We start from the raw sequence: 23,186 nt of genomic DNA, 5'->3' as shown, positions 1-23,186 counted from the left end.
CTAATCATAATTATAATATACCTAACTTAGACTTATATTTCAAGTCTTTTAATAAGTATTTATTTACTTTTTTCATCGATTTTCGTAAATATCTTGTAGCATAGTGTCTTTAATTAAAATACTTAACAAAAAAAAACAAAAATTATTCATTCAAAATGAATAATTTTTGTTTTTATAACACAGCCGAGAATAATCTAGCCGCCGATTCTTTTATTTTTTGAACTACAGATCTATTTATATAATCTTCATACTTTATCTCTTCGCTATGTTTTATATCTTCCATAAAATCCTTTTCAAGTCTTTTGGTGACCTTTTCATCATATATAAATCCATTTACTTCAAAGTTAATCATAAAGCTTCTAAGATCCATGTTAGCACTACCTACAGAGCATATGTCATCATCTATTAGCAATATCTTTGAATGCATAAATCCTTTTTTGTATAGGTATACTTTTCCTCCTGTTCTTAATATCTCTTTAAAATATGAAGATGATGCTAGATGAACTATTTTATGATCTGCTATTTGTGGAAATATTATTCTTACATCAACACCACTTAAAGCTGCCGTTTTTAAAGCCATCAATACACTCTCATCAGGTATAAAATATGGTGTTTGTATATATATTCTCTTTTTTGCCTTTGATATAGCACTAAAATAAGCTTGATGTATTACCTCCCAATCAGAATCAGGACCACTTGCAGCTATTTGAACTATACTATCTCCTTTATAAGATATAGATGGAAAATACTGTCCATCGAATATTCTGTTTTTGGTAGCAAAATACCAGTCCAGCAAAAATGTAAGCTGTAACATATAAACCGATTCACCGGTTATCTTCATATGGGTATCTCTCCAGAATCCGAATTTTTTATTTTTTCCTAAGTATTCGTCTCCTATATTTATACCTCCTGTATATCCTATTTTTCCATCTATTACAGCTATTTTTCTATGGTTTCTATAGTTTAACCTTCTATTTAAAAAAGGAATTTTTGATTTTAAAAACGGATATATTTCTATATTGTGCTCCCTCATATCATCAAAAAACTTTCTATCAAACCAAAGTCTCCAACAACCTACATCATCGTAAAGTATTCTAACCTTTACTCCCTCATCTGCTTTTTTTATCAATATCTTTTTTATTTTATTTCCTATATCTGAATTTTTTATAATGTAATACTCCATGTGTATATGGTGCTTAGCTTTTTTTAAATCTTTTATCATCGCATCAAATTTTTGATTTCCATTAGTTAGTATCTTTATATTGTTGTTAAGTGTAAACGGGGCTCTTCCAGTATTTAGTAATAAACTCATAACTCTCTTAGAATTATCCATACTGCTATCATTAAATATAATATTATCCATTATAGCCTGCTTTTCTATACACAATAGATTATCAAATTCTTTTATATTATTGAATAAATCACTAACTTTTATATCTGAGAATATCTTCTGAGTCTTAAATATCTTCTTACGCCTCACATTTTGACCACAGAGTATATATATTATAAAACCACCTATTGGAAATACTACAAAAAGCAACAGCCAAGCTATCGTTTTAGAAGGATCTCTATTCTCCAAGAATATTACTAATGATACTAATATTGTAGATAATGTAAATAATATTCCAAGTGCCCACATTATAATGTCTATTATGTCAATCACCTCCTATTTCTTTCCTATACCAAGCTCCCTTGCATAGTAAAATAGATATTGTTGAGCAAATCCAGATAGATTTGAAAATTTATTTATCCCATATTCTCTTATTTTTTTTAAACTAAGACTTTCATCTACATAAAATTCCTCCATAACTCTCTTAACCCATACATCAACTGGAAATGTATCGTACTTTTCCATAGAGAATAACATTATGCAATCTGCAACCTTTGGTCCAACTCCGCAAAATTGTAAAAGTCCCTTCTTGCACATATCCGTATCTAAATTCTTGTATTTATATATATCTTCATTATCATTTTTTATTATAAAAGCTGTATCTTTTATATACTGATCTCTAAATCCAGTTCCACATTTTCTTATCTGTTCTTGTGTCAATGAATTCATTTTTTCAATAGATGGAAAAGCATAATGCTTTTTACCTTTATATTCTCCTATATATTCTCCATAATTCATAGATAAATTTTCTATTGCTTTTTTTATCATAGATATCCTATTGTTAGCTGATATTATAAATGATATCAATATTTCCCATTCATCTTGATTAAGTATTCTTATACCGTATCCAAACTTTACAGCTTCATTTAAGTATTTGTCCATTTGAGACAATTCTTCTTTTATTTTAAAATAATCTCTATCTAAATCAAAATACTTATACCATATATTATGAAAATCATCTAGATTTGTATTATTAAAATACACTAAATTTTCTTCTTTTTTTATATTTAGTATTTTACCAAATGCTACTCCAGTATACGATCCATCATCTTCTTCATTCCATCTAAAGCATTGACCACACTCAAATATATGCTTAGGCTCAAAATCTTTTATATCTTCAACTACAACCGAATTATTTTTTTCATATATTTTCATAAATTTTCCACTCCTCACTATGTACTTATACTTTTAATTTACCCAAAAAACGTGTTTTTAAATTTAAAAATTCACATTAAAATTTTATAATTTCCTAATAAGTAAAAAAAGGAATTCATCTCATATATATAGAATATACTATTTAATACAAGGTGCCTTTAATAGGATAATAGGGAATTAGGTTAAAATCCTAAACGGACCCACCACTGTAATGTGAAGCTATATACATATATCCACTGGTTCATTCTGGGAAGGAGGATATAGCGATGAAGCAAAGTCAGGAGACCTACCTTGTATACTTGATAAGGATGAAGGCAAAGTCCATATCTTTAATTTTTGATACCAAAAATTAAAGATATGGACTTTTTAAGTTGTATAATTTAATTAAACATATCAAAGGGGGAAAATAAAAATATGAAGCTTTTAAATCAAACAATTAATTCTATAAGTAAAATTGACAGAAAATACATGGATTTAGCTCAACAAAAACTGGATAGTTTTTTTAAGCCTGTAGGAAGTCTTGGAAAATTAGAAGATATATGCGTGCAGTTATCTGGTATATATAAAAAGACAGACTTTGATACTTCTAAAAAAGCTATACTAGCATTTGCCGCTGATCACGGTATTTATGAAGAAGGTATTGCTCCAGATCCTCAAGAAATTACCAGACTTCAAATTCCTAATTTCGTAAAAGGAGTTAGCGGAGTAGGTTGTTTAGCTAAAACTGCAAATGCAGATGTAGTTGCAGTTGATGTGGGTATAAACTGTGATGATTTAATAGATGGAGTTTTAGATTATAAAATAAGAAGAGGAACTTCTAATATGGCAAAAGGTCCTGCAATGACATATGAGGAGGCTATTCGTTCACTGGAAATAGGTATTGAATTATCTAACAAACTTATAAACAATGGGTATACAGTACTTGGAATAGGCGAGATGGGAATAGGAAATACGTCAGCCTCTAGTGCTATAATATCCGTATTTACAGATTCTAATCCTTTGGATGTTACAGGAATGGGTTCCGGATTGGACAGTGATTCTATACTAAGAAAAGCAAATACAATAAAAAAAGCCATACATATCAATAACCCTATAAAAGAAGATCCTATAGATGTCTTATCTAAAGTAGGTGGTTTTGAAATAGGTGCTATGGCTGGTGTTATACTAAGTGCAAGTAGTAATAATATACCTATTGTATTAGACGGTTTTATTTCTTATGCCGCTGCTATTATCGCGTACAATCTCAATAATACAACTAAAGAATATATGATCGCATCTCATTTTTCAAAAGAAAAGGCTACAAGTAAAGCTCTTGAACTTCTACAACTAGAACCTATGCTTTATATGAATATGCGTCTTGGTGAAGGAAGTGGAGCAGCTCTTGCCTTTAACATAATAGAGTCTGCTAATTATATGTATAAAAATATGGTAAAGCGAGATGAAATCTGTAGTATTGTTTAATTATTTATACAAAAATCTTTTCTAATGATTCTTTTAGCCTATCTGGGTGTACAGGCTTTATTATAAAGTCTGTCGCTCCATTTTTTATAGCTTCAATAATCTTATCATGTTGACCTATATCAGATATCATTACAACTTTTGCATTTTCATCAATTTTTATTATTTCTTTTAACGCTTCTATCCCATTCATTTTTGGCATAGTTATATCCATAGTAACTAGATCAGGCTTTAATTTAATATACTTTTGAACAGCTTCTTTTCCATCACAAGCCTCTCCAATAACTTCAAATCCACATTTTTTCATATTGTCAAATAGAAAATTTCTCATGAAAGTCGCATCATCTACAATTAATATCTTCATTTCTTCACCCTTCCTACCTTTCACTAGAACTATTTTACCATTTTTTTCATTGGAATTCAATTAAAGGTTGATTATATAGATTAGACAAATGTATATAATTTCTTTATAATTTAACAATAAACTGCAGCATATTATAATATGTTATAATTTAGAATATTATTTTTGCTCTACTATTGTGGAACTAACACTATTTTTTTGATACAATATTGTACATATTATTTTTAGAAGGTGATTTTAATAATGAAAAATACAAAAAGAGGAATTTTAATTTCTATAGAAGGACCTATAGGTGTTGGTAAAACTACATTATCTAATATACTAAACTCTCATTTTAATTCACATCATTTAAGAGAAATAGTTGAAGAAAATCCTTTCTTATCTCATTTTTATACTAATATTAAAGATTATGCTCTTCAAACAGAATCATTCTTTTTCTTTAATAGAGTAAAACAATTAGAAGATATCGAGGCTTCACTAAAAAAAGGTACTATGGTAATCAGTGATTATAACATAATTAAAAATTTGATATTTGCAGGTCTTACACTCAACAAAAAGCAATTCCATAAATACAAGCAAGTCTATGATATTTTTGTAAATGGTCTACCTCAATCAGATATAATAATTTATCTTAATTCTAGTACAGATACTTTGATGAAAAAAATAGCCCTTAGAGATCGAAATTTTGAAAGACAAATGGATAGAAATTATATAAACAATCTAAGAGAAGAATACGAGTATTATTTTAATGAGAGATCTTTAAAGCACTATTTTGGTGAAAAAACTCCAATCATAATAAATGTAGATAATACAAACATGGATTTTATAAACTGCCAAAAAGATAAAGAATGGATTATTGAACAGGTAGAAGACAGCATTAAAAATTTAGGAGGCATCTAATGTTAAAACTTATAAATAATAACACTTCATCAATACCTAGAGATGAAAATGAAAATATATTTATAACTATAGCTGGAAATGTAGGAGCAGGTAAATCTACTATAACAAAGTTATTATCTCAAAAACTTAATTTAAATTCTCACTTTGAAAAAGTAGATGACAACCCTTATTTAGATGATTTTTATACAGATCAAGAAAAATGGGGATTCCATCTTCAGTTGTACTTTTTAGCCCAAAGATTTAAACAGCAAAAATCAATAGCATCTAATGGATTTAATAATATACAAGATAGAAGTATATATGAAGATGTTGAAATATTTGCAAAATCTTTATATGACAACCATAAAATGAGCAAAAGAGACTTCGAAACATATAGAGATTTATTTTACGATATGATACCTCACTTAAAAAAACCAAATCTTATGATATATCTAAACGGTTCTATCGACACTATAATAGATAGAATAAATTTAAGAGGTAGAGATATGGAGAAAAGGGTTCCTAGAGAATACTGGGAAAATCTTCATTCAAGATATGAAAATTGGATTAAAAGTTATACCGACTCACCTATATTATATGTAAATATAGATAAAGTTGATTTAATAAAAAATCCTGAGCAACTAGATATTATAGCTGATGAAATAAAAAAAATATTAAATATGTAGTTTAAAAACTCCTAATCAATTTAGGAGTTTTTTATAGTCTTAACCTTACATTTTTGTCTCAAAAAAAGTAAGGTTAAGTATTTTAACTAATACCTAACCTTACTTTTATTCAAATACATTTTTATCCAAGTAGTCCTTTTTCTTTATAATCTTTAGTATTTTCTATTGCTTTCTTTGTACTTTCTTCATCTGTATAACTAAAACCTGATACTTTTTTTGAAGCTGATTCTACTGAAACAGTTACAACCTTATTTTCTCCATATTTATATGCAATAGTGCATAATGATGGATCCATTCTTACATCTCCTAAGAACTCTAATTTTTCTGCATTGTCTACTAGTTTATTTTTCTTTATGTAATCTAATACAATTTTCTTTGCATCTTCTGTTTTTATTTCTTGTTCTTTTGTACAAGTTCTATTTCCATCTATTATTGATATTCCCATTATTTGTCCGCTTTTTTCGTCTATTCCTATACAATAACCTATACCCTTATGAATATCTTCATTATACTTATCTAGCTCAGCATCCGTCATACTCTCTATATCCTTGTTATTATCATATGTTGTCCAAGTAATATTCCAATGATCCTTTCCTTCAAAATTATATTTATCTCCTACTTTTAATAATTTTGTTTCTTCAAATAATTTTTTTTCATCTATATTTGTATTTAAATATTTTTCAAATGCTTTTATAGCCATTTCTTTTGCTTGTTCTTTGTTTACTTGTGCATTAGCTTGTACTGCTTGTGTTTGTGATACATTGTTCATTGCTGCAAAACTTGGTACTCCTCCTGTTAATAACATTCCTGCTATTAATACTATTGGTAATCCTTTTTTTATTTTCATAAATTTCATAATTAATTTCCCCCTATATATTTAATTTCTTTCGTTAAATTCATTATACAAATCAAATATATAGGAATTATATTTTTATTGTAAAAAAGTTGTAAAATTATAGTTTTTATATAAATAAAAAAAGCCATTATCCTATTTATAATAAGATATGGCTTATGTGTAACCAAAATATAAAATACTAAAAAATAGATTAAATATACACATAGAAATAAATAAAATCTTCATATGATTTTCTCCTTAAATTTTATATATTTTTCAATTTTCTAATTCATATTAATCATTATGTTTAAATTGAGATATTAATATTTACCAATTTTAATATCTTGCTCTAAAAATATAGGTGCTAGTATTCCCACTATAAATGGTGTTGCTAATAATATTGCTATTATATTTATCATTATTTCAACCCTCTTCCTTTAAAATTTATTGTTTTATTATAATTTAATTATAGCTTTTAAATTTAACCAAAGTGTTTTTAAGTTGTAATAAAATTGTAAAAAGTAAATTTAAAAATTCTATTATAAATCATGCTTAACCTTTTTCCTTTTGATGTCTTATCTTAATTATATAAAAATCATATATAATAAATTCACCTTTTTCTATATTCTTTTAATGTTTTTCCTATAATATCAAATATTTCTTCTCTTTTTCCGTTTTCTCTTGCTTTTTTGAAATCTATTCCATCAAGAGATATATGTATGTGACAATCTATCATATTTTATTCCCCTTTCAAACATATTTCCCGAGAAATACAGAATTTTACATTATATTTTCTAAATAACTTTAAGTTCGCTTTATTACATAAAAAAAGACGACTTAAAATTTAAGTCGTCTTTTTTTACTCTTCTTTAAGATGTGATCCCTGCATTAAAAATGTCAATACTTGTTTAGCTTCACCTTCGTCCTCAACCTCTACAACTATTTCATCGGGATTTTCATTAACTATATACATAGCTCCTATTATAGACTTTGCATTTACAGAATACTCTCCAGATTTCAAGTACACCTTTCCTTTTAACGTAGATACAAATTCTACGAATCTATTTATATCCTCAACCTTCATAAAAGTTACTCTCATTTCATTTCCTCCTTTACTATTTATTCATTTCATTTTAATTATAATGAATATATATCCGAAAATTCAATATTTATTTTTTCAACCAAATTATTATTATAACTATATTCTTCCTCAATCTCATAATTATTATTACAATTATTATCCGGTAACCTTATGGATGTTTGGGTACCTACCCCCACTTCACTAGTCACCCAAATATCTCCATTATGTTTTTCTACTAAAGATTTTACAAGAGATAGACCCACTCCACTTCCTTCATGTTTTCTTTTTAAAGATCCATCCACCTGAGTAAATCTATCAAATATAGTTTCTATTTTATCCTTTGGTATTCCTATACCATTATCTTTTATTTTTATAAGTATACACTCATTCTCATCGTATATATTTACCCATATGCATCCACCTTTATCAGTATTTTTTATAGAGTTTGATAATATATTTAGTATTACTCTCTCTATTATATCTGCATCACAGGAGATTATTTTTTCTTCTACCACAGTATCAAATATTATATCTATTCCATTTGATTTTGCAAATTCTACTACAGATTGAGTTATACTTTCTATTATATATATAATATTATAATTTTTATATTTAACTTCAAAAGCATCGTATTCTATTTTTGTAATATCCATAATATTATTAATAAGTCTTAATAATCTAAGACAGTTTTGTTTTCCCATATTTATATACGTGTTAAATTTTTCTGCTTCTATGTTTATGTAATTATCATTATTGTAAGTATTCAACAATTGAATAGTTCCAAGTATTACATTTAACGGAGTTTTAAACTCATGAGATATATTGCAAAAAAATTCAGTTTTTATTCTATCATTCTCAATAGTCTTTACGAGTAATTCTTCATTTTCTTCTATTATCTTTAATAGCTTGTCATTAGCCTCTTTTCGCTGTGTTATATCTCTAGCAATAGATAATATAACTTTTTTATTATCGAATTCAAATAAATGCCAATTTATTTCAACCGGTATTTTAGTTCCATCCTTAGTTATATGAATTGTTTCATACGTTATGCATTTTGATTCATTTAGCTTTATTAAAGCTTCTTTATACTTATTATATGATCTATCATCTCTTATATCATATGGTGTCATATTCAATAATTCTTCTTTGGTATATCCAAGTCTTTTACAAGCACTCTTATTGATTTCTATATATCCATCTATGCAACTACTATCTAATTGTATAAGCGCAATAGCATCTCCTGCATTATCAAATAATGTCTTAAATTTTTCTTCACTCTGCTTCAAGCTTATCTCATTTTCCTTAATCTCTGTTATATCTGTATAAGTTCCCATAAATTTTATTATTTCATCATTTTCATCCCAAATACCTTGTCCTCTATCTAATACCCATATATATGTTCCATCCTTTTTTTTCATTCTATATTCTAATATATATTTATCTATTTTTTTGTTCATATAATCATATGTCTTTTTTAATACATAATCATAATCATCTGGATGTATCAGTTTTAACCAATCATCTTCTGATTCAGATAGTTCATAATCTTCATATCCCAGTATACTTTTCCATTTAAATGGAAATACTATATTCTTTTTTTCTATATCCCAGTACCAAAGACCTCCAGTTGTATTATTTATTACAAATTTATATTGCTCATCGTTTACTTGAATTTCATTTTTTAAATTTTTAATAATTCTGATATATTTTTCTATTACAATATAAAACCCTATAGAAGTTATAACTATACATATATTGCATTTTATATAATCAAACAAGATTAATTTATCAATGCTTTTAAAAGTAGAACTTATTATATATCTACTTATATAAACAAAAGCCTTTGCAATAATAGCATATATACATATGATTTTAATGGCATATATTCTTTCTTTTTTTATGCTAATCATTAATATCCCCCTAATAACATAAATTGAATTTTATCGACTTCTCCATTTAAAATAATACCATATAAACCATAATATTACATTATGTAATGAAAATTTTATTACTTTTTATTTGATTTTTTTATGTATATAAAGTTTTTATTATAAATATTTTAAAGGCATACTTTTTTGGAACAAAAAAATCAGATAGAGTAAATCACTCTATCTGATTTAAAATTTATTATTAGTAGTTTCCTTGAGCTAGCATTGCATCCGCAACTTTTAAGAATCCAGCTACGTTAGCTCCAGCAACTAAGTTATATCCAAATCCATACTCTTCAGCAGCAGACTTAGCATTTTCATGAATATTTACCATTATAGAATGAAGCTTAGCATCTACTTCTTCTTTAGTCCAAGAAAGTCTCATGCTGTTTTGAGACATTTCAAGAGCAGAAACTGCAACTCCACCAGCATTAGCAGCTTTAGAAGGTCCAACTATTAGTCCATTCTCTAAGAAATACTCAACAGCTTCATTAGTACATGGCATATTAGCACCTTCACAAACGTACTTAATTCCATTTGCTACTATTTGCTTAGCATGTTCTATAGTAATATCATTTTGAATAGCACAAGGCATTATGATATCAACTTTTCTTCCCCATGGCTTTTCTCCAGCTATGAATTCGCATCCAAACTTATCAGCGTAATCTTTAATTCTTGCACCTTTGTTCTCTTTTAACATTTCTACTAAGTAGTCTATCTTTTCATCAGTTACGATACCATCTTTATCATAGATGTATCCATCTGGTCCAGAAAGTGTAACAACCTTTCCTCCAAGATCTCTAACTTTTTGGCATACTCCCCAAGCAACATTACCAAATCCAGAAACTGCAACAGTCTTTCCTTCAAAAGTATCTCCTTCATGCTTTAATATTTCATTACAGAAGTAAGATATTCCAAATCCTGTAGCTTCAGGTCTTATTAAACTTCCTCCATATGAAAGTCCTTTTCCTGTAAGAACTCCGTTTTGGAAAGCTCCTTTTATTCTTCTGTAGTGTCCGTATAAGAATCCGATTTCTCTTCCTCCAACACCGATATCTCCAGCTGGAACATCTACATCTGGTCCTATATGTCTGTAAAGCTCAGTCATAAAGCTTTGGCAGAATCTCATTATTTCTGCATCTGATTTTCCTCTAGCATCGAAATCAGCTCCACCTTTTCCTCCTCCTATTGGAAGTCCAGTTAATGAGTTCTTGAATATTTGCTCAAATCCTAAGAATTTGATTATACCTATGTAAACTGATGGATGGAATCTAAGTCCTCCTTTGTAAGGTCCTATAGCTCCATTAAATTGTACTCTCATTCCACGGTTAACTTGAATATTTCCTGCATCATCAACCCAAGGTACTCTGAATACTATTTGTCTTTCTGGCTCAGTTATTCTTTCTAATATGTTAGCTTCTATATATTCTGGACGTTTTTCTAAAACTGGAGCTAAAGTATTTAATACCTCTTCAACAGCTTGTAAAAACTCAGGCTCTGTACTGTTTCTTTTTGTAACATTCTCCATTACATTAGATATATAATCTTTAGCACTTAAAATTTCTTTTGACATTTAAATAAACCCCCTCTATTAATGTTAATCATTTTCTACTTTGACAAAGTTGTTATTTGTCGAATCAAGGAAAATGTTTTCCCGCTCCTTAACCAAATTATAACATACTAAAATTTAACTTGTAAACATATTAAATGGTTATTTATTTTTTAACAAATATCTACTATATGTATATTTATACTGTTAACACTCAGAAGCGTTGTATTTTCTAGTGTATTCATTAATTGTTCTTGTATACTTTCGCATTGTCTTAATATTTCGACTATTTTAAGTTTGACTTTTATATCAATTTTTATGCCTGATCTATTGTGTTTTATATCTATAGAGATTGTTTGACATACATCTTCAAATTTAGTCATTTCATACGTAACTATTTGTCGTATAGCTTTCTGAGATATATAGTATTTACCCATATAGCTAAAAGTAGGCCTTATAAGAGTTTTTTCAAATTCCTTTATATCACTATTTTTATCCTTGAACAAAAGTTTAATAGGATTTGTAAAAAGACCAGAAAAATGTTTTTTCACTTCAAAAGTAGGAAGAGGTATTATATGAATTCCTTTTTCCATTCTACTTTTTCTAGCCTCATCCATCTCTTCTTTTGTTGCTATATCCTCCATATTTATTTTTTTATAAATGTCAGGTAGATCCAATCTAGCCGCTATTTTGTTTATCATTTTCCAAGATGTCCCTATTATTAATATGCTTTGAACGTCATTTTTCTCTATAGCCTTTATCATATTACTTCTATGCTCTAAATCTTCAAATATAGCCCTCTTAACTGCCTCCATCTTAGTAGAAGCATTCTTAGCTGAAATACCAGTTACTATACAGTTCTTGTGTATAAGAATTCCATCATCTATTATATAATCTATATCATTTTCATGAGCTATACTTAATGCTCTATAACTCTTTCCCGTACCACTAGCTCCACAAAGTGCATATACCTTCATAAAAATACCTCTCTTCATTTAGTAATAATATATATTATAACCCTATTTAGGTATCTTTTGCTTATTTTCTATAAGTTCTTTTTCATAGTTTGTGGGTTATCAAAAACTGTCTATAAAAATACCGTGAATACAACTATATTTTGAATATAACCAAAACATTTCCATAGACAGTTTTTTAGTATTAATTCCTATAACATAAAATTGATCCTACCTCACTATAAATTACAACTAAAAACTATACCTACAAAATGAAGGGGATTAAAATGTTAGAGAATGATTTAAATGTTTTTGCTTAAAACTTGCATTATGTCGTTTGAATACACGTTAAGAAAGTTCGTTGTCTGACTGTTAGGGCTTTTAGAACTTTTAGGATATTCAATAAGATGTAATTCTTAGTTTTATTAAAAATATTAAGTCATATAAACATTGATATTCATATTCTACGTATAAATTAAAAATGAAGGTTATTGAAATGTTAGTTACTCATTTTTAATATTTTTATATAAAACTTAGATTGAGCTAGATCAATATCCGTTAAGAAAGTTCGTTGTCTAACCAACGGGAGTTTAGAACTTTTAGGATGTTTATCTAGATCAATCTTTAGTTTTATTAAAATATTATTAGAGTAACGGTATTTCAATAACCTTCATTTTTCGATTAACCACTAATTAAGTTCCTATTTTTTAAGAAACTTTACACATATCTCTACTAGCAACTATATTAATTCCGGTATCTAATACATTCTCAACAATTACATCTCCAACCATTACAGGTGCTTCAACCTCAATCTCATCAAGCAGTTCCATAAGCTCAAATATAAGTTCCTTTGGTATTGAATCACTAGTTTTTACAGGTATTAATCTTAAAGCTCCATCTTTTATTTTAACAGTAGTTGTAACCATTCTCTTAGGAGTTGTCATCTCTTCTACCCCGTATTTTTCCCCTCTTTTACATGTATTCCCTGTAACCGAATAAACTTTATCTTCATTCTTTTTAACTGTCAATCTGCAACCTACAGGACATACTATGCAAGTAATATTTTTTTCCATTATTAAGCCTCCTCTACACAAACACTTATATTACCCTTTAGATTTTTAATAATTTCTGCACTTAACTTTAAGTTTTCCATCTCTGAAGGTATCATATGAGGTCTTTTCTTTTGTAGTATTATTTCTTCCCCATCTCTAACAACAATTTTTTTGTTGCTGTATATATTTCTAACTCTCATAAATAAGTTAACTTCTTCTCCTAATTTAGTATCTATTTGTTGAGGTACTATATATCCAATGCCTTCTCCAGCCTCAGTCTCTATAGTTTCATTATTTTCTATTTTATTTAAAACATATAAAGCAGCATTTCTTCCTGCTATTCTACTTTCCTTAGTTACAAAGTCAACTAAGTCATGAACATGAACAACATTTCCACATGCAAATACTCCATCAACATTAGTTTGCATTTTATTATTTACCACAGGACCCTTAGTTGTATTGTGAAGCTTTACTCCTGTATCACTTGAAAGTTCATTTTCAGGTATAAGACCTACCGATAATAATACTGTGTCACACTCTATTTCTCTGTTTGTTCCCTCTATAGGATTTCTATTATCATCAAGCTTTGATATCGTAACTCCTGTAACCCTATTTTTTCCATGAACATAAGTTATTCCATGCTGTAATAAAAGAGGAATACCAAAATCATCTAAACACTGAACTATATTTCTAGTAAGACCACTTGAATGAGGGTTGACTTCAACTACAGCCTCTACCTTAGCTCCTTCTAAAGTCATTCTTCTAGCCATTATAAGTCCAATGTCGCCAGAACCATATATAACTACTTTTTTACCTACCATGTAGCCTTCCATATTCATAAATCTTTGAGCAGCTCCCGCTGTATAAACTCCTGCTGGTCTATAACCTGCAAGGTCTATAGCTCCTCTTGTTCTTTCTCTGCATCCCATTGCAAGAATTATTGAAACTGCTTCAATATCTATAAGTCCTTTTTCTCCAAGTGCTATTATCTTCTTATCTTCTATACTAAGTACCATAGTGTTTAACATATAATCTATATCATTTTCTTCTACCATTTTTATAAATTTATTTGCATATTCAGGTCCCGTAAGTTCTTCTTTGAATTCATGAAGACCAAAACCATTATGGATACATTGATTAAGTATTCCTCCAAGTTCTCTATCTCTTTCTATTATTAATACCTTATTTGCTCCATGTTTTTTCGCTTCAACAGCAGCTCCAAGTCCTGCTGGTCCACCTCCAACTACAACAACATCATATTTCAACCTTCTCACCCCTTGATTCTTTTACTTTTCCTAGTATCATTTTAGAATTTTCATAGTCTTTTAAAACATCTTCCATGTCTAAATTAAGTTCTCTAGCTAATATTTCAACTACTCTAGGACCACAAAATCCACCTTGACATCTTCCCATACCTGGTCTTACTCTTCTTTTTACTCCATCAACTGTTCTCGCTCCAGCTGGTCTATGAATTGCATCTATTATTTCAGCTTCTGTTGTAGTCTCACATCTGCATATGATTTTTGAATGTCTTATATCCTTTTTGATAGCTTCTTTTCTTTCTTCATTATTCATGTGAGAAAACGGCTTATCTTTTTTTCTATATGGATTGAAATTTTGTTTTTCTTCAAAATCTAATCCCTCTTCTTTTAATATATCTATTACATACTCAGCTATAGCTGGTGCTGCACTAAGTCCAGGAGATTCTATTCCTCCAACATTTATAAATCCTTGAGCTTTATCTGATGCGAATATCATAAAATCCTTGATATTAGGAGTTGCTCTAACCCCTGAAAAAGATGTTATAGTCTTTGATAAATCAAGGCTTGGTATACTTTTTTTAGCATTTTTAGTTAAAAAACTTAAACCAGCCTTTGTTATTGATACATCTTCTGGATTATCAACTTCTTCAGCAGTAGGTCCTAAAAGTATATTGCCATGAACAGTAGGCGCAACCAATACTCCCTTACCTTTTTTAGTTGGACATTGGAATAATACATGATTTACAATATCACCTTCAGATTTATCTAAAACCCTGTATTCTCCCTTTCTACTTATAATGTAATACTCATCTCCGCCTATCATGTTGTTTATCTTATCAGCATATAATCCAGCTGCATTTATAACATATTTGGCTTGTATATTCCCTTTCTTTGTCTCTATATTAAAGTATTCATCTTTGGTTATATTAGTAACCTCACACTCTGTATTTAACTTAACCCCATTAGTAATAGCGTTTTCCATTAAAGCAACAGTTAAATTGAATGGGCAAACAATTCCCGCACTTTTACATCTAAGAGCTCCTACTACCTCATTACTTATATTAGGCTCTACTTCTTTAACCTGTTCTTTATTTAATATTTCAAGGCCTTTAACCTTATTGTCAATTCCTCTTTCATAAAGATCTTTTATAGTTTCCATTTCTTCTTCAGAAAATGCAACAACTAAAGACCCAATTCTCTTAAAGTGAACGTTCAGTTCATTACATAAATCTTCATACATTTCATTCCCTTTAACATTTAGCTTTGCCTTTAAAGTTCCATCAACAGCATCATATCCACCATGAATTATCGCACTATTTGCTTTTGTAGTTGCTTGACAAACTTCAACTCCTTTTTCTAGTACAACTGTACTTAAGTTATACTTAGAAAGTTCTCTAGCTATACTGGCTCCCACAACACCAGCCCCTATTACAGCTACATCAAACATATTTATTCCTCCTCATTCTACAATCCTTACTTATTACTTAAACTCATATTTCAAAATATCAAATATAGATTTGAATATCATAAACTTAGAATTTATATCAATAAAAAGACAGAGAGATAGCCTAGATTAGGCTATCTCTCTTCTCATTGCCTTAAACACCAAGTTTAAATTTATTTAATTTGATGAAAAAATTTACATTTCAGGCATTAGCCTCTTAAGTTAAATCTTATTTATCCTTCCAAAATTCAACATCTTTTAAAGTAAAAAAAGAGACAACTATAATATAAATAAATTTCTTATTTATTATAGCTCTCTCTTCTCTAGCTTTTATTTATCAAATTGTTGTACTTACATTATAATTCAACATTTTCTAAAAATCAACATTTTTTGAAGATTTCATCATTTTACTCTTCCCATATATCTTGGTTAGTAGTTGATATAGAAGACGCTCCATTTTTAAGAATTGATATAACCTCTTCCTTGGTTTCAACAAGACCTCCTGATATAACCGGAATTTTGAGTTGAGAATTCACCTTTTTTATAACCTTCGGCATTATACCTGGCATTATTTCAACCGCCTGAGGTCTAACCCTCTTAAGACTCTCAAGAGCACTATCCAAAGACATAGAGTCAACTATAAAAAACCTTTGCACAGCTTTAATATTTTTGTCTATAGCTCTTTTTATCATGTTAACCCTTGTACTTATAATTCCTTCTACATTCATAGAGGACGCTATATAGTCTATTATTATGGGATTAGATGCAAATCCTGTTATCATATCTAGATGAACAAAAACCTTTTTCTTGTTCTTGTTTAAAAAATCAACTTTTTCTTTTAATGTAATCATATCTCCATATAATAAGAATATTATTTCACAATCAGATTTCACTGCATCATGTAAGCCTTTATCATTTTTTACTGCTGCAATTATAGGATTATATTCTAATAACTCTTTCAAATAGTTTCTCTCCTTTTTTATCCTGTTATTTGTATATACTTATTATATTTCTATATTAAACAGTATATTACAAATTTATGGCATTTTTCAACGTTTATTTAAAATTTATCATCTTTTCGGAACTTTTAATTTTTATTCGTTTTAAATATATATATCAATTTTAATTTTATATTGCATTTTAAATACATTTATGATATACTTTTAAATGCATTTGAATATTTGGGAATGAAGTTTCCCTTGGATAATCCTAAACCACCTTTAAGGTTAATAACTTCTACAAAACACTTGTTTTGTAGAAGTTTTTTTTGTATACAAAATAATTTCACGGAGGGTATTTATGAAAGAAACACAAAGTCATTTCAAAAAATTATTATCATATTTTTTCGATACTAGCGGTATCAAATTCTTAACTAAATGGACTTTTATGTCCTCTTTAGTTGGAGTTTTAAGTGGATGCTTATCAGCTTTTTTTCTTATAAGTCTATCAACAGCAACTAATTATAGAGTTGATCATTCGTATATGCTATTTTTGCTTCCTATAGGAGGTGCTTTTGTAAGTTATCTTTATAAAAAATATGGTAGAAATAGCTCTAAGGGTAATAATTTGATACTTGAACAAGTACAAATTGGAGATCAAAAGAAAGAAGATATTCCTCTTATAATGACACCTCTTGTCTTGTTTGGGACTGTAGTAACTCATTTATTTGGAGGATCAGCAGGAAGAGAAGGTACAGCAGTTCAAATGGGTGGAAGTATGGCAGAACTAGTAGGTAAACTATTTAAGGTAGATTCTACCGACAGAAAGATATTGCTACTTTGCGGTATAAGCAGCGGATTTGGTTCTGTATTCGGAACACCTCTTGCAGGTACTGTATTTGCTATGGAAGTTGTAGCAATTGGAGAAATGCAGTATTTCGCATTCATACCGTGTTTTATATCAAGCTTTGTATCAAACTTTGTAGCCTTAGCTTTAGGTGCTACTCACTCTCATTATGAAATGATTCAAATACCGGATATGACTTTTATGGTTATATTAAAGGTAATTATTGCATCGATATGCTTTGGTCTTTGCTCTATATTATTTAGCGAATTAACTTCTACATTTAAATATTTATTTAATAGAGTTTTAAAGAATCCTGTATATAAAAGTGCTTTTGGCGGACTAATAGTTATAATCTTAGTTTATATTGTTGGAACCAGAGATTATGTAGGCCTTGGTCTTCCTATGATTTCTAAATCTTTAACCGAACCAATTTCTTCATTTGCATTCTTTTGGAAAACTTTATTTACATCCATAACTCTTGGTGCTGGTTTTCAAGGCGGAGAGGTTACTCCTTTATTCTATATAGGGTCAACACTTGGCAATGCACTTGGTCCAATACTTAATATATCTCCATACTTTCTTGCAAGCTTAGGTTTTGTAGCTGTTTTTTCCGGTGCTACTAACACTCCTTTGGCTTGCTTTATAATGGGACTTGAGTTATTTCATGGCGAAGGTGTAATATTTTTATTCATAGCTTGTATGGTAAGTTACTTATTCTCAGGACATCATGGCATATATAGTTCTCAAAAAATTTCAACACCTAAGTATCCGTGGATTAATTTAGATGAAACCGAAAGTCTATCAACTATAAAACAAAAGTCATCTTAAAATATTTCTACTCAAATTTGTTAATATTACTTATTATCATAGTTATGTTCTTAGATAGTCTTTCCATATAATTTGCTATCGCAAATTTTAAAAGTACAACAAAAATGAAGGTTATTGAGATATTATTAGAGCAACGTCATTTCAATAACCTTCATTTTTCAATTAACCTCTAATTAAACTTTTATATTTAAGAGACTTTGCTCATATCTCTACTAGCAACTATATTAATTCCGGTATCTAATACATTCTCAACAATTACATCTCCAACCATTACAGGTGCTTCAACCTCTACATCATCAAGAAGTTCCATAAGCTCAAATATAAGTTCCTTTGGTATTGAATCACTAGTTTTTACAGGTATTAATCTTAAAGCTCCATCTTTTATTTTAACAGTAGTTGTAACCCTGTCAATCTGCAACCTACAGGACATACTATGCAAGTAATATTTTTTTCCATTATTAAGCCTCCTCTACACAAACACTTATATTACCCTTTAGATTTTTAATAATTTCTGGACTTAACTTTAAGTTTTCTATTTCTGAAGGTATCATATGAGGTCTTTTCTTTTGTAGTATTATTTCTTCCCCATCTCTAACAACAATTTTTTTGTTGCTGTATATATTTCTAACTNCTTAAGTTATACTTAGAAAGTTCTCTAGCTATACTGGCTCCCACAACACCAGCCCCTATTACAGCTACATCAAACATATTTATTCCTCCTCATTCTACAATCCTTAATTATCAGAAACTTAGAATTTATATCAATAGAGTCTAATTAATACAAATTGTAAATTCCCACTAAAAAAATACAGAGAGATAGCCTAGATTAGGCTATCTCTCTTCTCCTTGCCTTAAACATAAAGTTTAAATTTATTTAGCTTACTTAATAATTACTATTTTTATGCATTAGCCTCTTCAGCTAAATCTTCTTTTTCCCATTCCATAGATCTTCTTACTGCCTTTTTCCATCCTTTATAAAGAGTGCGTCTCTTTTCTTCTTCCATATCAGGGTTAAATGTTCTATTTATAGCCCACTTTTCTTTTATTTCTTCTTTATCCTTCCAGAATCCAACAGCAAGACCTGCAAGGTAAGCTGCTCCTAGAGCAGTAGTCTCTATAACTTCTGGTCTATTAACAGGAACATCCAATATATCTCCTTGGAACTGCATTAAGAAGTTGTTAGCGCAAGCTCCTCCATCAACCTTAAGTCCTTTAAGTTCTATACCTGAATCATCTTGCATAGCCTCTAAAACATCTTTGGTTTGATATGCTATAGATTCAAGAGTTGCTCTTACTAGATGCTCTCTTTTCGCTCCACGAGTAAGACCTACTATAGCTCCTCTTGCATACATATCCCAATAAGGTGCTCCAAGTCCAGTAAATGCTGGAACCATATAAACTCCATTAGTATCTTTAACTGAAGATGCATAATACTCTGATTCTCTAGCATCATATATAACTTTAAGTTCATCTCTCAACCATTGAACAGAAGCTCCACCTATAAATATACTTCCTTCAAGAGCATATTCCACCTTTCCATCTACACCCCATGCTATAGTAGTTAATAATCCATTTTTAGATGCTACTGGTTTTTCACCTGTGTTCATAAGCATAAAGCATCCAGTTCCATAAGTATTCTTTGCCATACCTTCATCAAAACATGCCTGACCAAATAAAGCGGCTTGTTGATCTCCAGCATCTCCTGCTATAGGTATTTGAGCTCCACCAAATGTATGCTCATCAGTAACTCCATATACACAGCTTGAAGGTTTAACTTCTGGAAGCATAGATTTTGGAATATCTAAAGCTTCAAGTAATTCATCATCCCACTTTAACTCTTTTATATTATAAATCATTGTTCTTGATGCATTAGTATAATCTGTAACATGAACCTTACCTCTAGTTAAGTTCCAAATTAACCAAGTGTCTATATTACCAAATAATAAATCTCCATTTTCAGCTTTTTCTCTAGCTCCTTCTACATTATCAAGTATCCACTTAATCTTTGTTCCAGAGAAATAAGCATCAACTACAAGTCCTGTTTTATCTTTTACACTTTCCTCAAGACCTCTTTCTTTTAATCCATCACATATGTCAGCTGTTCTTCTACACTGCCATACGATTGCATTATATATAGGCTTTCCAGTATTCTTATCCCAAACAACAGTAGTCTCTCTTTGGTTTGTAATTCCTATTGCTGTAACCTCTTCAGGAGATATACCTGTCTTTTCTAAAACTTCTCTAGCAACTCCACTTTGAGTTCCCCAAATCTCCATAGCATCGTGCTCAACCCATCCAGCTTTAGGGTATATTTGAGTAAATTCTTTTTGAGATGCACCTACTATTTTTCCACCTTTATCAAACAGTATAGCTCTTGAGCTTGTAGTTCCTTGATCTAAAGACATTATGTATTTCTTTTCCATATTCATATTCCCCCCCATTTTTTATATGTATTTAATTAAATTATATTAGAAAATAATTTGTATATTCAAAAAGCTCTTATCAAAACCCTAGATTGAAATTGATTTACATCTTTGGTAAAGATGTAAATCAATTTTTATATTTAGTTTATATATTATTTCATCTAAATTTTAAAGAAATGTTGATAAGAAGAATCCCCCTAATGTTCCTCCTATTAGAGAACATACCATTGTAGGTATTGATTTTCCTACATCAGCTTTATCAGCAACTATAGCTGCTGCCCATAATCCTATACCTGCTGCCCATGCCATATCTATCCATGCTCCACCATCCATTTGATGTATTGCTCCAACGCCATGGTTTAAAGTCCAACAAAGTCCAACTATGAATGCAGCTGCCATCCATCCTCCTATAGGACCAAAATCTTCAACTAGATTTCCCCAAACAAGTCTTATCATAAATGGAAATATAAATGCTCCTACAAATGTTCCTATGGCTAATTTTATTGTCATTAAAAATCCCCCCCTTTTTTTTAAACAGTTTCTTTTTCAGCTTCTTTTTTATTCAAAAATAGTTTATTACAATTTAATATGATTCCTCAATATTAATTTGAACATTATCAATATTGAGAAACTTCTGTTTTTCTAAGAATTTTGCTCTTGAACCAGCAATCTCTTAGAAGATAGCTTAAGGCCTAACGCTCCAATAGTTATAATTTCAATACGTTCCCTTCAACAAAATCAAAACACCCAAGTATGCAAAAAAACTCCTATAGATATAACTATCTATAGGAGTCATCAGTAGTTAAGGCGAACTCCATAACATATGTTTTCCTTTCATTCATCGCACGCCCAAATTCCGTTTTTGTAAAATTTCAACAAAATTCACCCCAGAAATAATTTGTAATAAATCTTCAGGCCTCACGTTTTCCTGTTAATATCAAATCAACACAAAAATATGTTTAAAATCATATTTTATGTGTATAATAATATCGTTAGCAGTTGTTATTTTTCCATATTTCTGCTATAATTTAATAGAAAATTATAACTGTTTAGAGGAGGAATTTAAAATGGCTTACAAAATTAATGACGCTTGCATAAGCTGTGGAGCTTGTGAACCTGAATGTCCAGTTAGCTGTATATCAGCTGGAGATGACAAATACGTTATAGATGCTGACACTTGCATCGAGTGTGGAGCTTGTGCTGGAGTATGTCCAGTAGATGCACCAAACGCTGAATAATACATAATAAAGAAGCTATCAAATGATAGCTTCTTTATTTATTTTTAACTATTCTTTTCATTTAATAAATAAGATAGCGTATAAAGACTCTCAGTTAAGTGAACATTTTCAACCACTAGATTTTCTGGTAAGTCCAAATCCACTGGTGCAAAATTCCATATTCCATTTATTCCAGATTTAGCCAATATATCCGCTATATCTTGAGCACTCTCCTTAGGAGTACATATTACAGCTATTTGGATATCATTTTCCTTTATGTATTCTTCTATATCTTCTATATCGAATATCTCTAAATTCCTTATTTTAAGACCTATAAGTCTAGGATTAGCTTCAAATAAAGCCTTTATTTTAAATCCAGAATTTTGAAATCCAGAATAATTAGCAATAGCTTGTCCTAAATTACCAGCTCCTACTATTACAGTATTATAACCCTTATCTATACCTAATATTTTTCCGATTTCATTGTATAGTTCCTCAACATTATATCCGTATCCCTGTTGTCCAAATCCACCAAAATTATTTAAATCTTGTCTTATTTGAGAAGCTGTAAAACCTATTATTTCACTTAACTCTTTAGATGAAATTCTATATATATCTCTATCCAATAAGTCCCTTAAGTATCTATAATATTTTGGCAGTCTTCTTATTACAGCCATCGAAATTTGTTTAGACATTTCTCCACCTACTTTGTATATAGTTTCTTTTTGATATAATTATAACAAACTCTTTTTCATCTGTCAAATACCATACTTATTATTGTACCATACTTTTTTGTCGACTGATAGGTTTTTTTATCATTTTTTAGTAATCAACTATACAGAACTTGATTATATCTTATTTAAACTTTATAATTTTACTTAGCATTTGTTTTAATTTAGG

Annotated in this window: 22 protein-coding genes and 2 riboswitches; of the genes, 5 read left to right on the top strand and 17 right to left on the bottom strand. The window is 29.3% G+C overall.

Annotation, left to right across the window (positions count from 1 at the left end):
* Positions 1–172: 172 nt before the first annotated feature.
* Together cls and WJW32_RS00515 are read right to left on the bottom strand one after the other, a co-directional pair.
* Complete coding sequence (gene cls / locus WJW32_RS00520; protein ID WP_340253408.1) at positions 173–1,663, bottom strand: cardiolipin synthase; 1,491 nt, start codon at positions 1,661–1,663, stop codon at positions 173–175.
* Positions 1,664–1,666: 3 nt separating this feature from the next.
* Complete coding sequence (locus tag WJW32_RS00515) at positions 1,667–2,545, bottom strand: DNA-3-methyladenine glycosylase family protein (protein WP_340253405.1); 879 nt, start codon at positions 2,543–2,545, stop codon at positions 1,667–1,669.
* 133 nt (positions 2,546–2,678) lie between these two features.
* A riboswitch (cobalamin riboswitch) is annotated at positions 2,679–2,853 on the top strand.
* 106 nt (positions 2,854–2,959) lie between these two features.
* On the opposite strand from WJW32_RS00515, the gene cobT reads away from it, so the two are divergent.
* Entirely contained in the window at positions 2,960–4,006 is a 1,047-nt protein-coding gene (gene cobT / locus WJW32_RS00510) for a nicotinate-nucleotide--dimethylbenzimidazole phosphoribosyltransferase (RefSeq protein ID WP_340253402.1), read from the top strand.
* 4 nt (positions 4,007–4,010) lie between these two features.
* On the opposite strand, the gene WJW32_RS00505 is transcribed toward cobT, so the two are convergent.
* Positions 4,011–4,367, bottom strand: coding sequence for a response regulator (locus tag WJW32_RS00505; RefSeq protein ID WP_340253399.1), 357 nt, complete (start codon positions 4,365–4,367; stop codon positions 4,011–4,013).
* A gap of 240 nt (positions 4,368–4,607) precedes the next feature.
* Here WJW32_RS00505 and WJW32_RS00500 point away from each other — a divergent pair, with 240 nt between their 5' ends.
* Both WJW32_RS00500 and WJW32_RS00495 read left to right on the top strand, forming a co-directional pair.
* Entirely contained in the window at positions 4,608–5,264 is a 657-nt protein-coding gene (locus WJW32_RS00500; RefSeq protein WP_340253396.1) for a deoxynucleoside kinase, read from the top strand.
* Positions 5,264–5,929 carry a deoxynucleoside kinase gene (locus tag WJW32_RS00495; RefSeq protein WP_340253393.1) on the top strand — a complete coding sequence of 222 codons (666 nt, stop codon included), beginning with the start codon at positions 5,264–5,266 and terminating at the stop codon, positions 5,927–5,929. The genes WJW32_RS00500 and WJW32_RS00495 overlap by 1 nt, the downstream gene beginning before the upstream one ends.
* A gap of 121 nt (positions 5,930–6,050) precedes the next feature.
* Here WJW32_RS00495 and WJW32_RS00490 read toward each other — a convergent pair whose 3' ends face one another.
* From WJW32_RS00490 to WJW32_RS00445, 10 genes are all read right to left on the bottom strand, one after another.
* A complete protein-coding gene (locus tag WJW32_RS00490) occupies positions 6,051–6,785 on the bottom strand; it encodes a hypothetical protein (protein ID WP_340253390.1) in 735 nt (244 codons plus the stop codon).
* A 589-nt stretch (positions 6,786–7,374) separates the two neighbouring features.
* On the bottom strand, positions 7,375–7,500 hold the full coding sequence (locus WJW32_RS00485) for a hypothetical protein (RefSeq protein WP_340253387.1): 126 nt from the start codon (positions 7,498–7,500) through the stop codon (positions 7,375–7,377).
* 123 nt (positions 7,501–7,623) lie between these two features.
* A complete protein-coding gene (locus tag WJW32_RS00480) occupies positions 7,624–7,863 on the bottom strand; it encodes an HPr family phosphocarrier protein (RefSeq protein WP_340253384.1) in 240 nt (79 codons plus the stop codon).
* Positions 7,864–7,901: 38 nt separating this feature from the next.
* Complete coding sequence (locus tag WJW32_RS00475) at positions 7,902–9,755, bottom strand: sensor histidine kinase (protein ID WP_340253381.1); 1,854 nt, start codon at positions 9,753–9,755, stop codon at positions 7,902–7,904.
* A gap of 220 nt (positions 9,756–9,975) precedes the next feature.
* Positions 9,976–11,346 (bottom strand): NADP-specific glutamate dehydrogenase, encoded by a 1,371-nt coding sequence (gene gdhA / locus WJW32_RS00470; RefSeq protein ID WP_340253378.1) that lies wholly within the window; start codon positions 11,344–11,346, stop codon positions 9,976–9,978.
* Between the two features lie 149 nt (positions 11,347–11,495).
* Positions 11,496–12,299, bottom strand: a complete 804-nt coding sequence (locus tag WJW32_RS00465) for an ATP-binding protein (protein ID WP_340253375.1) — start codon at positions 12,297–12,299, stop codon at positions 11,496–11,498.
* A 683-nt stretch (positions 12,300–12,982) separates the two neighbouring features.
* The gene (locus WJW32_RS00460) at positions 12,983–13,348 is read right to left on the bottom strand and encodes a DUF1667 domain-containing protein (RefSeq protein ID WP_340253372.1); all 366 of its coding nucleotides are present in this window, start codon (positions 13,346–13,348) and stop codon (positions 12,983–12,985) included.
* A gap of 2 nt (positions 13,349–13,350) precedes the next feature.
* Positions 13,351–14,592, bottom strand: a complete 1,242-nt coding sequence (locus tag WJW32_RS00455; RefSeq protein WP_340253369.1) for an NAD(P)/FAD-dependent oxidoreductase — start codon at positions 14,590–14,592, stop codon at positions 13,351–13,353.
* Entirely contained in the window at positions 14,582–16,036 is a 1,455-nt protein-coding gene (locus WJW32_RS00450; RefSeq protein WP_340253366.1) for an NAD(P)/FAD-dependent oxidoreductase, read from the bottom strand. The genes WJW32_RS00455 and WJW32_RS00450 overlap by 11 nt, the downstream gene beginning before the upstream one ends.
* 404 nt (positions 16,037–16,440) lie before the next feature.
* Positions 16,441–16,995, bottom strand: coding sequence for a glycerol-3-phosphate responsive antiterminator (locus WJW32_RS00445; protein ID WP_340253363.1), 555 nt, complete (start codon positions 16,993–16,995; stop codon positions 16,441–16,443).
* A 212-nt stretch (positions 16,996–17,207) separates the two neighbouring features.
* Positions 17,208–17,279, top strand: a riboswitch (Fluoride riboswitch).
* 53 nt (positions 17,280–17,332) lie between these two features.
* On the opposite strand from WJW32_RS00445, the gene WJW32_RS00440 reads away from it, so the two are divergent.
* A complete protein-coding gene (locus tag WJW32_RS00440; protein ID WP_340253360.1) occupies positions 17,333–18,646 on the top strand; it encodes a voltage-gated chloride channel family protein in 1,314 nt (437 codons plus the stop codon).
* 187 nt (positions 18,647–18,833) lie between these two features.
* Here the strand turns inward: WJW32_RS00440 and WJW32_RS00435 are convergent, their stop codons facing one another.
* From WJW32_RS00435 to WJW32_RS00425, 3 genes are all read right to left on the bottom strand, one after another.
* Positions 18,834–19,064, bottom strand: coding sequence for a DUF1667 domain-containing protein (locus tag WJW32_RS00435; protein ID WP_340253357.1), 231 nt, complete (start codon positions 19,062–19,064; stop codon positions 18,834–18,836).
* 481 nt (positions 19,065–19,545) lie between these two features.
* Positions 19,546–21,069 carry a glycerol kinase GlpK gene (gene glpK, locus WJW32_RS00430; RefSeq protein ID WP_340253354.1) on the bottom strand — a complete coding sequence of 508 codons (1,524 nt, stop codon included), beginning with the start codon at positions 21,067–21,069 and terminating at the stop codon, positions 19,546–19,548.
* A gap of 168 nt (positions 21,070–21,237) precedes the next feature.
* A complete protein-coding gene (locus tag WJW32_RS00425) occupies positions 21,238–21,579 on the bottom strand; it encodes a Lin0368 family putative glycerol transporter subunit (protein ID WP_340253351.1) in 342 nt (113 codons plus the stop codon).
* A 557-nt stretch (positions 21,580–22,136) separates the two neighbouring features.
* Here WJW32_RS00425 and WJW32_RS00420 point away from each other — a divergent pair.
* A complete protein-coding gene (locus WJW32_RS00420; protein ID WP_340253348.1) occupies positions 22,137–22,307 on the top strand; it encodes a 4Fe-4S binding protein in 171 nt (56 codons plus the stop codon).
* A 44-nt stretch (positions 22,308–22,351) separates the two neighbouring features.
* On the opposite strand, the gene WJW32_RS00415 is transcribed toward WJW32_RS00420, so the two are convergent.
* Positions 22,352–22,981 (bottom strand): redox-sensing transcriptional repressor Rex, encoded by a 630-nt coding sequence (locus WJW32_RS00415; RefSeq protein ID WP_340253345.1) that lies wholly within the window; start codon positions 22,979–22,981, stop codon positions 22,352–22,354.
* Between the last annotated feature and the right edge of the window lie 205 nt (positions 22,982–23,186).

Source organism: Tepidibacter sp. Z1-5 (assembly GCF_037844525.1).
GTDB lineage: Bacteria > Bacillota > Clostridia > Peptostreptococcales > Peptostreptococcaceae > Tepidibacter_A.
Note: the sequence above shows the minus strand (reverse complement) of the source record. Positions and strands in the feature narration are given on the sequence as shown.

Excerpts from the sequence above, each read along its gene's own strand:
- WJW32_RS00440 (WP_340253360.1), top strand. The coding sequence starts at position 17,333 with ATGAAAGAAACACAAAGTCATTTCAAAAAATTATTATCATATTTTTTC.
- glpK (WP_340253354.1), bottom strand. The coding sequence starts at position 21,069 with ATGGAAAAGAAATACATAATGTCTTTAGATCAAGGAACTACAAGCTCA.
- WJW32_RS00415 (WP_340253345.1), bottom strand. The coding sequence starts at position 22,981 with ATGTCTAAACAAATTTCGATGGCTGTAATAAGAAGACTGCCAAAATAT.
- gdhA (WP_340253378.1), bottom strand. The coding sequence starts at position 11,346 with ATGTCAAAAGAAATTTTAAGTGCTAAAGATTATATATCTAATGTAATG.
- WJW32_RS00450 (WP_340253366.1), bottom strand. The coding sequence starts at position 16,036 with ATGTTTGATGTAGCTGTAATAGGGGCTGGTGTTGTGGGAGCCAGTATA.
- WJW32_RS00485 (WP_340253387.1), bottom strand. The coding sequence starts at position 7,500 with ATGATAGATTGTCACATACATATATCTCTTGATGGAATAGATTTCAAA.
- WJW32_RS00515 (WP_340253405.1), bottom strand. The coding sequence starts at position 2,545 with ATGAAAATATATGAAAAAAATAATTCGGTTGTAGTTGAAGATATAAAA.
- WJW32_RS00500 (WP_340253396.1), top strand. The coding sequence starts at position 4,608 with ATGAAAAATACAAAAAGAGGAATTTTAATTTCTATAGAAGGACCTATA.
- WJW32_RS00490 (WP_340253390.1), bottom strand. The coding sequence starts at position 6,785 with ATGAAATTTATGAAAATAAAAAAAGGATTACCAATAGTATTAATAGCA.
- WJW32_RS00480 (WP_340253384.1), bottom strand. The coding sequence starts at position 7,863 with ATGAGAGTAACTTTTATGAAGGTTGAGGATATAAATAGATTCGTAGAA.
- WJW32_RS00505 (WP_340253399.1), bottom strand. The coding sequence starts at position 4,367 with ATGAAGATATTAATTGTAGATGATGCGACTTTCATGAGAAATTTTCTA.
- WJW32_RS00425 (WP_340253351.1), bottom strand. The coding sequence starts at position 21,579 with ATGACAATAAAATTAGCCATAGGAACATTTGTAGGAGCATTTATATTT.
- cobT (WP_340253402.1), top strand. The coding sequence starts at position 2,960 with ATGAAGCTTTTAAATCAAACAATTAATTCTATAAGTAAAATTGACAGA.
- WJW32_RS00460 (WP_340253372.1), bottom strand. The coding sequence starts at position 13,348 with ATGGAAAAAAATATTACTTGCATAGTATGTCCTGTAGGTTGCAGATTG.
- WJW32_RS00465 (WP_340253375.1), bottom strand. The coding sequence starts at position 12,299 with ATGAAGGTATATGCACTTTGTGGAGCTAGTGGTACGGGAAAGAGTTAT.
- WJW32_RS00495 (WP_340253393.1), top strand. The coding sequence starts at position 5,264 with ATGTTAAAACTTATAAATAATAACACTTCATCAATACCTAGAGATGAA.
- WJW32_RS00475 (WP_340253381.1), bottom strand. The coding sequence starts at position 9,755 with ATGATTAGCATAAAAAAAGAAAGAATATATGCCATTAAAATCATATGT.
- WJW32_RS00420 (WP_340253348.1), top strand. The coding sequence starts at position 22,137 with ATGGCTTACAAAATTAATGACGCTTGCATAAGCTGTGGAGCTTGTGAA.